Raw genomic sequence first — 15,576 nt, 5'->3', positions numbered from 1 at the left:
TTGACATATGAGGAAATATAGCTTTCTCTTTACGGAAGTTTTACTTATCATCTCATAAAGATTATGGTATCTTATATCTCGATTGAATAATATTACAATTTGATTAGATGGAGGTTATTTATGTCTCACTCAAAGCAGAACTTTTGGCAACTCTGGCAAATTGCGCCTTTTCATCACTTCCCCCAGTCTCATATGCTTGATTTAATCCAAATGGCAGACACATGGGACTCTCTGAAAAACACTACTAAAGATGTTATTTATGTGATGGACATCAGCGCTTTACATGCAACGAATAAGTCCTTAATTATCACTCAGTCAGGACACACCTATGTCTCTATTCTGTCCAGTCACTCTTTTCTCTCTGCCAATAGCCCCTTAGGTCGCTTTGACTATCATTATACCGGCTGGGATCAGTTAATAAAAGCGAAAACTAGCCCATTTCTCTCCATGTTGCCTCACATCAATCGCCATGGAGTCTTCCTACAGATTCACCAGAATCAGCCAGAACGTTCGGATTGGTTAAACCTTTCCCTATGCCAATCAATTGATACCCAAGTAATCGATAGCGGTCAACGGATAGTCATCCTAAGTTTCGCTTTCCCCCTAAATCAATCAACTTGTCGATTCAGCTTTCAATTCAAGCATGCCCTGCCAATTATTTATAAGCAGCTTCAGTTCGCTTTCCATTTGTGCTACGCTTGGTGCTACTATCGCCACTTGAAGCTACTCAACCTTCAGAAAGATAGCACGGGCGGTTTCATTGATAACCAAATCGACTTATTCGATGAGATGAACGCAATCAATTACCAAATCTTTGAAATCTGGCTGGAACCCCTGCCGAAAGATTTCCTTAATACCCCTCATTATTTCATCTCCACCTACCTCGACTTCTTCATGTCCTTGCCAATCCCAGACCCACCAACCAAGGAGGGTCCATATATTAAAGGAGCTTTAAAGCATTTCGCCCGAAAGGAGGATCTAATATCCGAGCGCTTTAATCTATATAAATAGACTGGCTAGTGGATTTAGAATGTAGCGCTGAAAGGTCGGATAACATGCATAAGAAGCAAGCAGGCAAATGAGCGCCATGCCAATGATGTACCCGCTTACCATCTGATGGCTCAACTGCCAATTGGCCAATAAGGCGTCCAATAAGCGAATCCACACAATATGTAAGACATAAATCCCGTCACTCGCCTCACCTAAGTGCGCCCAATAGGTCGGCTGGCCTGGATGAGCATTTAACCATTGTAAGAGGCTAAAGATAAAGATTTGCAACAAGATTTCATCTGCAAAAAAGAAGAGTGGCCGATTTACCAAAGAAACATAAATCGCAAGTACACTTAGGGCTATATAAGGCAGACGCCCTTTTTGGAAGCTGGGCCAGGACTTTTGGCGTACATAGGCTCCGATACTTAAGTACGCCAGTGCCTTAATAAAGCCCCCATAACGCAAGAAGGCCGCCAGCCACTCGCTCTCTTGGCGAATCAGACTACTAATAACATAAATAAGCAGGCTTATGACCAAGGTTAACTCGTCCGTCATCTTAGTTTCCTTAAGTTTCGTCCATAGGACAGTACCGCATACTAAGGCAAATAAATACCACAGATGGAATTGCCCCCATGTGCCGTTGAAAAGACTCATCCAGCCCTTGCCGTTTAACCATTCAGCAAATAGCGCCAGCAGGGCTTCTCCCGTTTGTCCATGTTGGATAACTAGAAAGACTACATCGGCGACAACATAGAAGAGAGAAGCTGCCAGAAATAAGCTGAGCACATTCAAGCAATACCGTTGAATATAGGCCCGTTTACGCTTCACTAGCAGAAAACCCGATACACTGAAGAAGAAAGGCACACTCACCTCAAAGAAAGGCTGAACGAACTGATAGACTAGCGATTTATCGCGGCTTGCTTCAGGAACGTTGGCACTAACATGAATAAGAACAACGATAATTGCCGCAATAAAGCGACAAGCATCAATAGAATAATTGCGTTTACTCAAGCTTTAACCTCCTTTATCCTAGTATCTTAAACCTTTTGAGCTATGGATGCCACTGATATGTGGTGCAATACATTCTAAGACTATACAAAGGCCAAACTATGGTATACTATACTATATGCACAATTTACACGTTTAAGATTGATGAATCGAGGTTAATTATGAACATATATCAAGATTTGCTGGCCGGCCAGACGAAATTAGCGGTCATTGGCCTAGGTTACGTTGGCATGCCCCTTGCCATTGCTTTTGCCAAGAAAGTCCCGACCATCGGTTATGACTATAATCCAGACAAGATTGCTCTCTACGAACAGGGTATTGACCCAACTAATGAAGTCGGCGACGCCGCCATTCAAGCAACTGCCTTGCAGTTTACGGCGGAAGCAAGCGACTTGAAAGAGGCACGCTTCTTCATTGTATCGGTACCTACACCGATTAACCAGGATAAGACACCGGATCTGACGCCGATTACCAGTGCTACTAAGACCATTGGCGCGAACTTGCGCCCAGGATCGATTGTTGTATACGAATCCACCGTCTACCCAGGCGTAACTGAAGACGTATGTATTCCTATTCTGGAAGAAGCTTCAGGCTTAAGCCATGGCGAAGATTTTATTGTCGGTTACTCTCCTGAGCGAATTAACCCAGGAGACCGGGTGAACACCTTAGAGAAAATTACCAAAATCGTCTCCGCTGCCGATAATGCTTACTTGGAAGAAATCGCCCAAGTTTATGAATTAGTCATTGATGCTGGCGTACACCGCGCGCCAAGCGTAAAGGTTGCTGAAGCGGCCAAAGTCGTCGAAAATAGTCAGCGGGATATTAATATTGCCTTCATGAATGAATTGGCTCTCGTCTTTGACCGCATGCAAATCGATTCGCAAGACGTCATCGATGCAATGAATACTAAATGGAACGCCCTCGGCTTTACACCAGGTCTCGTGGGTGGGCATTGTATTGGGGTAGACCCCTATTACTTCGTCTACCAGGCCGAGAAATTAGGCTACCACAGTCAAATCATTTCCGCTGGCCGCGAAATAAACGATGGTATGGGGACCTTCATTGCCGATAAAGCCATTAAGAAACTTATCACCACTGGCAAGACCCCTAAAGACGCCAAAGTTGTCATTCTCGGCTTAACTTTCAAAGAACATACGCCCGATATTCGCAATTCTAAGATTGTTGATATTATCAAGCGCTTGGAAGAATACGCCATTCATCCATGCGTGGTTGACCCTTGGGCCAAACCTGAAGAGGCCCTGCAGGAATACGGCATTGAGCTGACAGTCTTAGAAGACGTCCAGGATGCAGACTGCATCATCTTAGCTGTTGGACACCAAGCCTTCCGCGACTTGAGCTTTGAAGATATTGATGCCTTATATCACTCGAACTTGCCTAATGATGAGAAGATTATCATCGATGTCAAAAGTATTCTCGATAAAGAAACCTATGAAGCAGCCGGCTACACCTTCTGGCGCTTATAACACTTTTTTCAAAAGAGACCCGCGATTTGTCGCGGGTCTCTTTTGGACTTAGGAACTTATGCTGCTGTAGTTTCAAACGTAAATTCCCACTTTTTATACAACCTATGCTGAGAATAATTTCTCTTGAAAAATACAGCCACATAAACCTTTAATCATCATTGTATTCATTGAGGTGTAAATTTTTGAGGAAGTTTAAACTCAAACATATATATGGGCCTACACGCCCCGGTCATAGAATTGACATTACTTTTTGAACTCACGGTAACTTTGCTGTAGTCTTAGTCCTATTTCGGTAGAAACTTTTGCTCTTAGTTTTACTTAGCCTCTACGCCGGTCAATCAGGCGACTCAAGAAAGCGCCTAGCAGACTGCCGATGATTGAAGACGGCAGGAAGAAAGGAATGTAGTAGGCAAAGACACCTGCAACTAACTTCATTACCCAATAGACCACTAAGGCTGAAATAATCCCGGTACCGATTGCTTCACCAAGGACTGCTGCTACTAGCTTGCCAGTTCGAAGGTAGGCTACACCTGCTAGGTAAGCGCCAAAGACAGCGCCAATCACTGCATTAATCGAACGTCCCGTCATCATCCGCAAAAGGCCCGTTATGAGCGCTTGGAGAAAGGCATAACCAGGCCCTAGATAAACGGCCGCTAAGACGTTAAAGGCATGTTGAATCGGCGCCATATTGGGGAAGACAATCACTGCAGAAAGCACAAAACTCATGGCCGCAAATAAGCCGGTCAGAATCAAAGTTTGAGTTCGACTTGTCTGTTGTTTCATGAATATGACCTCTTAAAGCCTATAAGATCAAAGCCGTGGTTCAAGGGGCCTGACCCCTGGCCTAAATCGAGCTGTTCTTCCAGAGCTAACGTAACGTAGGCTTTGGCAGTGGCAATAGCCTTTTCGAGGGTCTTGCCTTGTGCTAATTGGCGACGAGATTGGATAAGGCCAATACCAACAGGGTCAAGCACAATGCGTCCATGACTCTGATGGGACAATCTTGCCACATCCAGAATTAAATCCGCAGAGGCAGAAGACCCCAAATTAATCGCTAAAGCTTACGCAACTTGGCACACATCCGCAATATCTGGCGCCCGGTCTGTCATAATTGGACTACCCCCAGCAGCCAAAATGGTATTGGCTACCTTCTCAATGGTAACCGGATTAGTCACAACATGAATCAGTGGACTCTGCTGCCTTATTTGTTCGTATCTTTTCTGAACCATTTCACTCCTCCTTCTATCCACACAAAGAAGCCCACCTTACGCACAATCGATATAAGGTGGGCATAAAGATAGTTATATAGAAAGCTCACACACATCCCTTCGTAAGTACTAACTTCATCAGGTTCAAAGAGTTGGGACAAGCCCTCTCAGCCAAGTGGCACCTCCTGTGGTGCCCTAAGCGTATCACTCCCCCCGGAGTGAATGCAAGCCTAAGTTAGAAAGTTTGCCGATAGTACGTTCATATTGCAGATTAGACAGAGATCTTCGCCTTAGCCTAGCTTTCACCAAAATAAAAAAGAGACCAGCGAACTTCGCTAATCTCTTTCTAAGTTTATAGTGGAGACGATCGGGCTTGAACCGACGACCTCTTGCATGCCATGCAAGCGCTCTCCCAACTGAGCTACGCCCCCTTAAAGCTTACATTTATGTATTATACGCGTTTCAACTGAAGAAAGCAAGCACAATTTGTCTTTTATAGACTACTTTTTTCATCCACAAATGATAATGTCTCAAGTGAACGTAAATGAAAATGTCCCACTTTAGTGTATAGTAAAGCTAAGGAGGGATCTCAATGGAGGATTATCTTAACATGAATGAGAAACATAAATATAATATCATCAAGGCCGTCGTCAATGGACGGAAATCCAAAGCTCGTGCTGAAGTGGAATTAAACTTATCCAGACGACAGATCAATCGATTGATTCTTAAATACAAACAAGAGGGGCGAAAAGGCTTCAGACACAAGAATGCCAACCGCAAACCTTCTACAACCATTGACCGTCATACTCGAAAACGAATTGTTCAGCTCTATCGCTCGAAATACTATGACTTTAACTTCACGCACTTCCATGAAAAACTTCAAGAAGTTGAGGGGGAACACCTCTCTGAAAGCTCGCTGAGAAATATCTTGAAGGAAGTGCACATTGTCTCGCCTCTGGCTACCCGTCGAACTAAACGGCGTGTCGCTAAAGAGCTCGAAGACAAAGCGGACAAGAAAGGCTTAACCCATCACGAAAAAGATACCTTACAGGGGGTTCAAATCGTTGAAAACTCAAAAGCACACCCGAGTCGTCCTCGATGCAAATATGCTGGGGAACTGCTTCAAATGGATGCCTCACAGCATCCATGGTTTGAGGCGGATGAGAACGATTACTACCTCCATGCCGCCATTGATGATGCCACTGGCACGGTCGTAGGCGCTTATTTCGCGGCACAGGAGACGCTTGAAGGCTATTACCAAGTCTCACATCAATTCCTGACCCACTACGGTATTCCTCATCGCATTTTGACGGATTATCGCAGTATCTTCTCAGGGGCCCACGCACCAAAAAAGGGCGCTGCTCTTGAAGAGCAGGCCCTCACTCAATACGGATATGCTTGCCAGACACTCGGAATTGAACTGGAAGCGACCTCAGTCCCCCAAGCTAAAGGACGTATTGAACGTCTTTTCGGTACATTTCAAAACCGCTTACTTCAAGAAATGCGGTTAAGTGGTATCCGCAATATGGATGAAGCGAATCAGTTTCTAAGGGACTACCTCCCGCAGTTTAATCAAAAATTCGCTCACCCCATTAAAGATAGCATAAATGCCTTTGAAAAACTATCAGCAGACACAAATCTCAATCAGATCCTCGCTAAATTTGCCCTACGTGTCATTCACTCTGGTCATACCGTTCGATACAACAACCAAGTCTATCATCTTTACGACCAGCATGGGCAGCAAGTCTATTTGCCAAGAAAAACGAAAGTCATGGTTATTAGCACTCGTAATCAACAACTCTTTGTCTCTCATAAAAATCAACTCTTTGAGCTGATTGAAATGCCGTCACACCAAGCTGTGTCTAAAACACTGGATATTCAGGAAGCTCAACCTAAACCGAAGCCACACATTCCACCCATGTCGCATCCGTGGAAAGCTCAATCTTATCAACAATATCTAAAGAAACAAGAATACATAAAGAAAAAAGAGCTAGTTGAAGTGACATCTTGATCCTTCGTGATGAAGGGCGATGCGCTCTTTGTATCGCCCTTTATTGCGAAGCAACCAAGCGAAGCGCGGTAGTTTTTTACTCCCTTTCTTTGCACGTTAAAAAACAAAAAATCGGGACATTTTCATTTGTGCTTGACAGCACAATTTGTCTTTTATAGACTACTTTATGTAGGGAAGTCAAACATTTGTGACACAAGCTCTGAAAAATAGTTTGTGGAAAAGCAGTTAAACAATCAGAATATTTCTGGAAAGTTTTGTCAAGGCCTTTAGAGCGAAGCGTGCCTTGACGAAACTTGGAAGAAATATATAATGGCTAACCTGCTTTTTCAAAAAATTCAGCGACAACTTCATTTGGATTCTTGAAATTTAAAATCTTCCGGTAGGTATTATTGTAGCTTGTATTGTACCTTCTTAAAGCTTTTTCTAGCTCCTCTTCACTGGAAAAACGTCTTCTTGAATAGAATCTTGTTTCGTCTTCTCGGTGACTCCTCTCTACCAACCCGTTCTGCCAAGGACAATAAGGAGCAGTCGTTTGATAGTCGATATCCAAGAAATTTAAGATCTTTTGGAACTTGATTTCTTATCGGTTTCCTGAGGGTCGTTGGTAAATTCTTTCCCGTTGTCAGTTTGTATCTTGTCAATCTTAAAGCCCATTTCCTCTTCCAAAGTGAGAACGAATTCAGAGGTTGTATAGGTGCTATTTTCATTCATCAGACTCAGCACCCTCTTGCGTGAATAAGCGTCTATGGCCGTGATTTGGTAATATCTTTTATGGTGACTCACAAAGCCGATAGAGTTCACAGGAACGTATTTAACATCAATTTGAACCAATTGACCAGGATGAGTGTATTTAGACTTTTCTTTCTGCTTCTTGCGTTTTTTCTTGGCTTTTGAAGGCTTGCCTAGACCCATCTTTCTGATTTGTCGGCACATGGAATCATAAGACCTGGTGTAGCCCTCATCTTTGCATTTGCGGTAGACGTGAGCTAACCCACGGTGTCTATGGTGCCTATGCATATGTTTAATCAGATCTAATTCATCCTGTGTATGTTGGTTAGGATGTGATTTAGGACGAGTAGACTTCTTTCGCAAAGATTCAATTGATCCATCATACCTTTGTCGCCATCTCTGAACATATTGCCTGGATTTATGATATCTCCTTGCGGCTGCGGCATTATTATTCACTTTAATGGCATACTTAATAATTCGTTCGCGATGTTTCATACCTTCTGTTATAATAGACATATAAGAGATCCTTTCTATGTTTATAATTGTTCACAAATCTATTATAACAGAGGGGTCTCTTTTTTATTTGTTTTATGTCACATATGTATTATCTCATAACAAATTTGTCTTTTATAGACTACTTTATCATCCACAAATGAAAATATCCCACTTTAAGGTTATCGTAACTCGAAGGAGTGATTATCTAACAATTGAGGAAGCACATAAATGCTGTTATGAAGGTCGTTATAAATACTTGAAAAAAAAGCAAAGCCCCCGAACACAAAAGTTCAGGGACTTGCCTCAAGGCGCAAGGGGACGACGCCTTGTCATGGTATTTGCTTAGATGTCTCGAGGGGTTTACGCTAGACGCCTCTTACATCATACCCATGCCGCCCATGCCAGGGTCAACTGCTGGGCTTTCTTCAGGAATGTCAGCGACTACAGCTTCAGTTGTTAGAAGAAGTGCTGCAACAGAGGCTGCATTCTGTAAAGCGGTACGGGTTACTTTCGTTGGATCGACGATACCAGCTTCGATCATATCTTGGTATTCACCTTCAGCTGCGTTGTAACCTACACCTGTATCAGAGTTGCGTAATTTCTCAACAATTACTGATGGCTCTTCACCAGCGTTCTTCGCAATTTGGCGAACAGGCTCTTCCAAGGCACGTAAGACAATGTTCGCACCTGTTTGCTCATCTACATCGTCGAAGGCTAATTCAGCGACAACTTTCTGTACGTTAACTAAAGCTGTACCACCACCGGCTACAATACCTTCTTCAACAGCTGCACGGGTAGCGTTTAAGGCATCTTCGATGCGTAGTTTAATTTCTTTCTGCTCAGTTTCTGTCGCTGCACCAACACGGATGACTGCAACACCACCGGCTAATTTAGCTAAGCGCTCTTGTAATTTCTCGCGGTCATAGTCTGAAGTAGTCTCCTCTGCTTGTGAGCGGATTAAGGCTACGCGTTTTTGGATTGCGTCAGAGTCGCCACCACCTTGGATGATCGTTGTATCGTCTTTGGTTACGGTAACTTTGGCTGCTGAACCTAAGTGTTCAGGAGTTGCGTCGCTTAATTCAAAGCCTAAGTCTTCAGAGATTACAGTACCACCTGTCAGAATAGCAATGTCTTCTAATTGTGCTTTACGGCGGTCACCAAAGCCTGGAGCTTTAACTGCAACAACGTTTAATGTACCACGTAATTTATTCAAGACTAAGGTTGGTAAGGCTTCACCTTCAACATCATCGGCAATGATTAATAGTGGACGATTCTGTTGCATAACGGATTCTAAGAGTGGTAAGACATCTTGGATATTTGAAATTTTGCGGTCCGTCAAGAGAATGTATGGGTTTTCCAATTCAGAAACCATCTTCTCATTATCTGTAACCATGTATTGAGATAAGTAACCGCGGTCAAATTGCATCCCTTCAACCACATTCATGTCCGTGTCAATCGTTTGCGAATCTTCGATGGTAATGACACCGTCTTGGCCAACTTTGTCCATTGCATCCGCAATCAATTCACCAATTTGCTCGTTTCCTGAAGAAACAGCGGCAACTTGGGCGATGGACTCTTTCGAAGAGACTGGTTGAGATTGCTCACGTAAAGCTTCAACCGCTGCATCCGTCGCTTTATCAATACCGCGACGAATACCTACCGGGTTCGCTCCTGCTGTGACGTTCTTCATCCCTTCACGAGCGATAGCTTGAGTTAGAACTGTAGCGGTAGTTGTTCCGTCACCCGCTACGTCATTGGTTTTGGAAGCAACTTCTAAGACGAGTTGTGCCCCCATGTTCTCGAAACGGTCTTCCAATTCAATTTCACGGGCAATGGTTACCCCGTCATTAGTAATTGTTGGAGAGCCGTAAGTTTGATCTAACACAACGTTACGACCTTTAGGGCCTAAAGTTGTCTTAACTGTATCAGCTAAGATATCCACCCCACGTAGTAAGGAAGCACGTGCGTCTTCAGAAAATTTTAAATCTTTTGCCATAAGTATATCTTCTCCTTTGCTAATTTAGTGTAATAGGTGATTATTCAGCGACTGCGAGCAAATCTTTATGCTCAATAATTAAGTACTCTTCGCCTTCGTACTCTACTTCAGTACCTGCGAAAGATTTGAAGAATACCCGATCGCCAACTTTTACGCCATCTTCATCTTTAATGTCATGGCCCAAAGCGACGATTTCACCAACTTGTTCTTTCTCTTGCGATGAACTTGGCAAGACAAAGCCACTTGCGGTAGTCTCTTCTGCTTCTTTCACTTTAATAATCACGCGTTTACCTAAAGGTTTTAACATACAATGACCTCCATTTTTATGCTTTTTTACGAGTTAGCACTCAATAATCTCAAGTGCTAACCTATGCTTATATAATAGTCTAATTTGGTCAAAAAGGCAAGCCCAATGCCTCACCTTTTTATATCTTTTTATTTATCCAGCGGAAAGCTTGCTAGCATCACATCTATAATAAAACCAGCGCAAGATAAGCCAACAATTTACCTCTAAATACGCAAAAAATTCATAGACTTCTCAGAAAAGTCTATGAATTCTTTACATAATTTATTCAACTCCATCGATGTGTTGGTCAATAAAGAAAATCAACGTCTGCAGTTCATTGGTCAAATCGACGTTCTGCACGCGGACACCCTCGGGCACTTCAAAGCGCAGTGGTGTAAAGTTCAATATTCCTTTCACATCGGCTGCTATCAGACGATCTACTACTTCTTCCGCATGATTCTCCGGTACGGTGATAATCATAATTTGCAGCTGTTGCAAATCCATCTGCTCTTCCAATTCATCCATACTGTATACCGGTATACCTGCTTGGATGGTACCGACTAGGTCTGGATTAATATCAAAAGCCGCCCCAATCCGCACATTACTATTCTTACGGAAATTATAGTTTAAAAGTGCATTCCCGAGGTTCCCCACCCCAATTAAGCCAACCGACGTTAAGCGGTCCTGATTCAATACTTTCGTGAAGAAATCAAGCAAGGTATCTACATCATAGCCATAGCCACGCTTGCCAAGCGCTCCGAAGTATGAAAAGTCGCGGCGAATCGTTGCACTATCAACTTTAACTGCTTCGCTCAGTTCTGATGAAGAAATACGATCTTTGCCCGCATCTTTTAAATAGCTTAAATAGCGTCGATATATGGGTAGACGCTGGGCCGTAGCGCGTGGTATCTCTTGTTCCATACATGTCATCCCTTCTACTTTAATGTTCGCTTTGTTCGAGTATATTCTACCACGCTTTCACAAAGTTCGCTACTATTACCATTTGTTTTTCACAAGAATCGTTTTTTAATCAAGGCTTAGGAATAGCGCACTTGGCTAAAGCGCATGCTTAGCGGTAACTATATTAATTATATTTTGTGAGATGACACACGTATCTTTGAATTAAGTTCGTGAAATAAGTGGCTCTTTACTACGTTCTTGTTGGTCAATGATTTCTTTACCATCTTCTGAGAATTGTAGCATCGTATAGTAAGGATTGTGATAGAAGATAAAGCGATCCCCTGCCTCAAAGGCTTGCGGCAACCAATATTCCTTGGCCCGAACGCTGTCCATCGGATAGTCATCATAACCAGAAATCCAAAGTGCTCTACGTTGAGGATGGGTCAACATTAAGTCGGCCAGGTGAATTAACGCTTCCCCTTCTTGCTCAATGCGAATAATAGAATGCCCATTGCTATGCCCTCCCGTATGGTAAATATGAATCGACGGGGTTAATTGCATAGATGTACCGAAGGTTTCTACTTGAGCTTGAATCGGCTCCCAATTAGCTTTTAAGTAGGTTCCTTGGGTTCGAGCATTGGGATAACGCACTTCTTGCCATTCTACTTCATTGATATAAATCTTTGCCTTAGGGAAACTCGAATGTAAGCGACCATCTTGTAAATACGTTAAGCCACCCGCATGATCATTATGCATATGCGTCATAATCACTCCGTCAATATCCTTAGGCGTCAAATTCAGCTCTGCTAAACTCGCGAAGACATGGTTGTCCGTTTCAAGTCCCGCGTTGCGACGCGCTTTGGCGCCCATTTTGCTCGTGCCGTGACTCGTGTCGATGAGGTAATAGTGTCCTGCTTCGTGAATCAGAATGGGGTCCGCTACTTGGGCAATTTGCCCCGCATCATTAAAGGGCATTTCCCGCCCCCACACTGCCCGAGGCACGGGCCCAAAAGTGGCACCCCCATCTGCATAATACTTCGTCCCATCCAGAAAATACACATCAATATCATGAAAGGCTAAATAATCCATGTCCTACTCCTTTGTTTTTCATCCCTAAGCGCCCAAAATATGCTATGATTATTCTTGTATATCCTTAGTATAACAAAAAGCGCATGCCGAACATACTAGAAGGCAGCATGCAATCAAAGGAGGTCCACATGATTTTACTACAAACAAGTCACCTAGCTCGGCGGTTCGCGGATGTCACGCTTTATGAAGAGGTGACCTTTTATATCCAAAGCCAAGACCGGGTTGCGCTTGTTGGCCGTAACGGAACCGGTAAATCTACCTTGATTCGCCAAATTATGGGCCAGGAGCCCATTTCTGAAGGCGAGATTAGTAAAGCCCGCAATTTGCGGATTGGCTACTTAGAACAACACGTGGCAATTGATTCTGATTTAAGTGTCTGGGAAGAGATGTTATCAGTCTTTGACGATACTTTGAAACTGCGCACTGAAGCAGAAGAAATTGCTCAGAAAGTAGCTGACTTAGCCGACAATCCGGATTCCCCAGCCTACCAAGAAGCCTTGCAAGACTATGATCGCAGCCAGGAGTTGCTGAATCAGCGCAATGCTTACGGCATCGAATCTGAAATCCGCACCGTTCTCCATGGCTTTCGCTTCTATGAAGAAGATTATGACTTACCGGTGCAGTCGCTTTCAGGAGGGCAGAAGACACGCCTAGCCTTAGCGCGCATTCTATTGATGGATTACGATTTATTGATTTTAGATGAGCCGACCAACCATTTAGATATGGAAACCTTAAATTGGCTGGAAGGCTATTTGCAGAATTACCGCGGCGCCCTTTTAATCGTCTCGCATGACCGCTACTTCCTTAACCGAGTGGCGACGAAAGTAATTGAACTTCGCAATCACACAGCACACTTATATAAAGGTAATTACGACTATTACTTGAAAGAGCGTGCCTTGCGGATGGCCCAAGAGATGGAAGCTTACACAAAGCAACAAGACGAAATCCACCGTTTAGAAGACTTTATCCAGAAAAATATCGTCCGGGCTTCCACAACAAAGCGTGCCCAAAGTCGGCGTAAACAGTTAGAGAAGATGGTTAAAATCGAAAAGCCACGCCAAGATGACAAGGCGCCACGCATTCAGTTCAGCCAAGCTAAAGAAAGTGGCGACCGCGTCATTGAAGCTTCAGACTTAGCAATCGGTTACGCTGATGAAGTAATTTCCCGACAGATTAACATGGACTTGCGCAAGCAAGAAGCCATTGCGATTGTAGGTCCTAACGGTGTGGGTAAGACGACGTTTCTGCGGACCTTAATTGGCCAACTGGCTCCTTTAGCCGGAGAAGTGCATTACGGTAGTAATGTCACCGTTGGCTACTACGACCAGAATGTGAACCAGCTCGATGGGAATTTGACCGTACTTGAAACCCTTTGGCGTGAGCAATCTACAACCGATGAGTGGATTATACGTAGCATTCTCGGCAGCTTCCTCTTCACAGGTGAAGCCGTTGAGAAGAATGTCGCCATGCTCAGCGGAGGTGAGAAGGCACGTCTGCGCCTGGCCGTCTTAGCCATGCAACATGACAACACCCTCTTATTGGATGAGCCGACAAACCACCTGGATATCGACAGTAAAGAAGTACTGGAAGATGCCCTTATTGAATTTGATGGGACGCTTCTTTTCGTCTCTCACGACCGGTACTTTATTAACCGCATTGCCAGCCAGGTACTAGAAATCACCCCGACTGGTTCGAAATTATATTTAGGCGATTATGATTATTACTTGGAGAAGAAGGCCGAAGAGACAGCCATCCAAGAGATGCATGAAGCTGAGGAAGCTGACTTGGATATAGTCCAAGAACCTAGCCAAAATCAGTTATCCTACGAAGCACGTAAACAAGTTCAACGGGAGAAGCGAAAACTTGAGAAGGCCGTAGAAGCTGCTTGGGAGGCGAACAGTCACATTGAAGAGCGGATTGAAGCAATCCATTCAGAGATGATTCCCGCATCTGAGGCAAACGATGTGGCAACATTAGCCGCCTTAGACGAAGAACTGCGAACTTTGCAAGGGCAACAAGATGAGGCCATTAATATCTGGGAAGAAACTAGCTTAGCCTTGGAAGCCTTTGAAGAGGAGTTCCCAGGGGTTTAGCGCCTACCAGTTGCCCCGGATTAGGATACTTTAGCAATCTATTGCCTTACGCTCAATTCCGGACTGGGATTATGGACCAATATTGAAGAGGAGACTGGCTACCCCTTGGCTGTCCTTTAGCCAAGCGACTGGATTTTTAATCCCAAACTGGCGGTCTTTGGCCAGCAGCGGGATCTTCAGTCAAGTATATTCGTCGCAAACTCATATTTAACTCAATACAATAAAGCATCCCGTCGGCAAATATATGCTAACGGGATGTTTTTACTCTTCGCCAAGCATGAGGCCTGGGCGCGCATTTAGCGCTAGGCTGGCGAAATCTTTACGTAAATAATGTTGATGAGCAGTTGCACCAATCATTGCGGCATTGTCCCCACACAGCTTCAAGTCAGGGATAATGAGTTGGAGCTTAGGAAAGTCTGCCTTCAACATCGCTTGCAGACCTTGGCGTAGGCCAGAATTCGCTGCGACACCGCCTGCAAGAATAAATTGTTGCACATCTGGGTATAATTTTAGGGCATCGCTTGTTTTCTTTACAAGCACTTCAACAGCGGCCTCTTGGAAGCTAGCCGCGAGATTGCTTTTATGAATTGTGTCACCACGTTGTTTCGCATTGTGAACCAAATTCATTACCGCACTTTTCATACCACTGAAACTGAAGTTTAAATTCTCTTCATGAATCATCCCACGCGGAATATCATATGTCGCCTCGCCTTCTTGGGCTAATTGATCCATATATTTCCCTGCTGGATAAGGCAAGTCCAGAATTCGTCCCACTTTATCATAAGCTTCACCGACTGCATCATCCTGGGTCTCACCAATCACTTCAAAATTTAAATGATCGGACATATAAACCAACTCAGTGTGACCTCCGCTAGCAATTAAAGCCAGTAGCGGAAATTTCATCTCTGCCATAAATTGCCCCGCATAAATATGGCCGGCTAAGTGATTAACGCCAATTAGTGGCTTATTATGGGCAAAGGCTAATGTCTTGGCTGCGGTGATGCCGACTAAGAGAGAGCCGACAAGACCTGGGCCCTCTGTCACTGCTACCGCATCGACATCTGCAAGAGACACATTGGCTTCTCTTAAGGCTAAGTCGATTACTTGGGTAATTTGCTCGACATGATGGCGACTCGCCACTTCAGGAACCACCCCACCAAAGCGCATATGACTTTTTACTTGGGATGCGACGACATTCGAGCGAATGTTTCTGCCATCTTCAATGATGGCTACACTCGTCTCATCACAACTTGATTCAATGGCTAAGATTAAACTTTCTGCTGCCAT

Annotated in this window: 13 protein-coding genes, 1 tRNA gene, 1 pseudogene and 1 riboswitch; of the genes and pseudogenes, 4 read left to right on the top strand and 11 right to left on the bottom strand. The window is 44.0% G+C overall.

Translation table 11 applies throughout. The features are described from left to right. Positions 1–120 precede the first annotated feature (120 nt). The gene (locus CL176_RS00875) at positions 121–1,011 is read left to right on the top strand and encodes a hypothetical protein (RefSeq protein WP_118989619.1); all 891 of its coding nucleotides are present in this window, start codon (positions 121–123) and stop codon (positions 1,009–1,011) included. Here the strand turns inward: CL176_RS00875 and CL176_RS00870 are convergent. Beyond that, the gene (locus tag CL176_RS00870; protein WP_118989618.1) at positions 1,000–2,001 is read right to left on the bottom strand and encodes an acyltransferase family protein; all 1,002 of its coding nucleotides are present in this window, start codon (positions 1,999–2,001) and stop codon (positions 1,000–1,002) included. The two genes, CL176_RS00875 and CL176_RS00870, sit on opposite strands and share 12 nt — an antisense overlap. A 158-nt stretch (positions 2,002–2,159) precedes the next feature. Here CL176_RS00870 and CL176_RS00865 point away from each other — a divergent pair, with 158 nt between their 5' ends. After that, complete coding sequence (locus tag CL176_RS00865; RefSeq protein ID WP_118989617.1) at positions 2,160–3,482, top strand: nucleotide sugar dehydrogenase; 1,323 nt, start codon at positions 2,160–2,162, stop codon at positions 3,480–3,482. 318 nt (positions 3,483–3,800) lie between these two features. Here the strand turns inward: CL176_RS00865 and thiW are convergent, their stop codons facing one another. The 4 genes from thiW to CL176_RS00845 all read right to left on the bottom strand — a co-directional run bounded on the left by thiW (position 3,801) and on the right by CL176_RS00845 (position 5,121). Next, positions 3,801–4,265: an energy coupling factor transporter S component ThiW gene (gene thiW / locus CL176_RS00860; RefSeq protein WP_118989616.1), complete on the bottom strand. Its 465-nt coding sequence runs from the start codon at positions 4,263–4,265 to the stop codon at positions 3,801–3,803. Beyond that, positions 4,262–4,483, bottom strand: coding sequence for a bifunctional hydroxymethylpyrimidine kinase/phosphomethylpyrimidine kinase (locus CL176_RS00855; RefSeq protein ID WP_240430562.1), 222 nt, complete (start codon positions 4,481–4,483; stop codon positions 4,262–4,264). Before CL176_RS00855 ends, thiW begins: the two co-directional genes overlap by 4 nt. Positions 4,484–4,543: 60 nt before the next feature. Further along, on the bottom strand, positions 4,544–4,711 hold the full coding sequence (locus tag CL176_RS00850; RefSeq protein ID WP_118989614.1) for a hydroxyethylthiazole kinase: 168 nt from the start codon (positions 4,709–4,711) through the stop codon (positions 4,544–4,546). A 77-nt stretch (positions 4,712–4,788) separates the two neighbouring features. Beyond that, a riboswitch (TPP riboswitch) is annotated at positions 4,789–4,886 on the bottom strand. 162 nt (positions 4,887–5,048) lie between these two features. Beyond that, positions 5,049–5,121, bottom strand: a tRNA-Ala gene (locus CL176_RS00845). A 161-nt stretch (positions 5,122–5,282) separates the two neighbouring features. Here CL176_RS00845 and CL176_RS00840 point away from each other — a divergent pair. After that, positions 5,283–6,701 (top strand): ISNCY family transposase, encoded by a 1,419-nt coding sequence (locus CL176_RS00840; RefSeq protein WP_118989613.1) that lies wholly within the window; start codon positions 5,283–5,285, stop codon positions 6,699–6,701. A gap of 313 nt (positions 6,702–7,014) precedes the next feature. On the opposite strand, the pseudogene CL176_RS00835 reads toward CL176_RS00840, so the two are convergent. The 5 genes and pseudogenes from CL176_RS00835 to CL176_RS00810 all read right to left on the bottom strand — a co-directional run bounded on the left by CL176_RS00835 (position 7,015) and on the right by CL176_RS00810 (position 12,196). Next, positions 7,015–7,946, bottom strand: a pseudogene (locus tag CL176_RS00835) (DDE-type integrase/transposase/recombinase). 355 nt (positions 7,947–8,301) lie between these two features. Continuing rightward, a complete protein-coding gene (gene groL, locus CL176_RS00825) occupies positions 8,302–9,921 on the bottom strand; it encodes a chaperonin GroEL (protein ID WP_118989611.1) in 1,620 nt (539 codons plus the stop codon). Positions 9,922–9,961: 40 nt separating this feature from the next. Next, positions 9,962–10,228, bottom strand: a complete 267-nt coding sequence (locus tag CL176_RS00820) for a co-chaperone GroES (RefSeq protein ID WP_118989610.1) — start codon at positions 10,226–10,228, stop codon at positions 9,962–9,964. Between the two features lie 261 nt (positions 10,229–10,489). Beyond that, positions 10,490–11,128: a redox-sensing transcriptional repressor Rex gene (locus tag CL176_RS00815; RefSeq protein WP_118989609.1), complete on the bottom strand. Its 639-nt coding sequence runs from the start codon at positions 11,126–11,128 to the stop codon at positions 10,490–10,492. A gap of 201 nt (positions 11,129–11,329) precedes the next feature. Then, positions 11,330–12,196, bottom strand: coding sequence for an MBL fold metallo-hydrolase (locus CL176_RS00810; RefSeq protein WP_118989608.1), 867 nt, complete (start codon positions 12,194–12,196; stop codon positions 11,330–11,332). A 128-nt stretch (positions 12,197–12,324) separates the two neighbouring features. Between CL176_RS00810 and CL176_RS00805 the strand changes: the two genes are divergently transcribed. After that, on the top strand, positions 12,325–14,289 hold the full coding sequence (locus tag CL176_RS00805; RefSeq protein WP_118989607.1) for an ABC-F family ATP-binding cassette domain-containing protein: 1,965 nt from the start codon (positions 12,325–12,327) through the stop codon (positions 14,287–14,289). Positions 14,290–14,550: 261 nt separating this feature from the next. Here CL176_RS00805 and tsaD read toward each other — a convergent pair whose 3' ends face one another. Continuing rightward, positions 14,551–15,576, bottom strand: a complete 1,026-nt coding sequence (tsaD, locus tag CL176_RS00800; protein ID WP_118989606.1) for a tRNA (adenosine(37)-N6)-threonylcarbamoyltransferase complex transferase subunit TsaD — start codon at positions 15,574–15,576, stop codon at positions 14,551–14,553.

The sequence above is a fragment of the Suicoccus acidiformans genome, assembly GCF_003546865.1.
Lineage (GTDB): Bacteria > Bacillota > Bacilli > Lactobacillales > Aerococcaceae > Suicoccus > Suicoccus acidiformans.
Note: the sequence above shows the minus strand (reverse complement) of the source record. Positions and strands in the feature narration are given on the sequence as shown.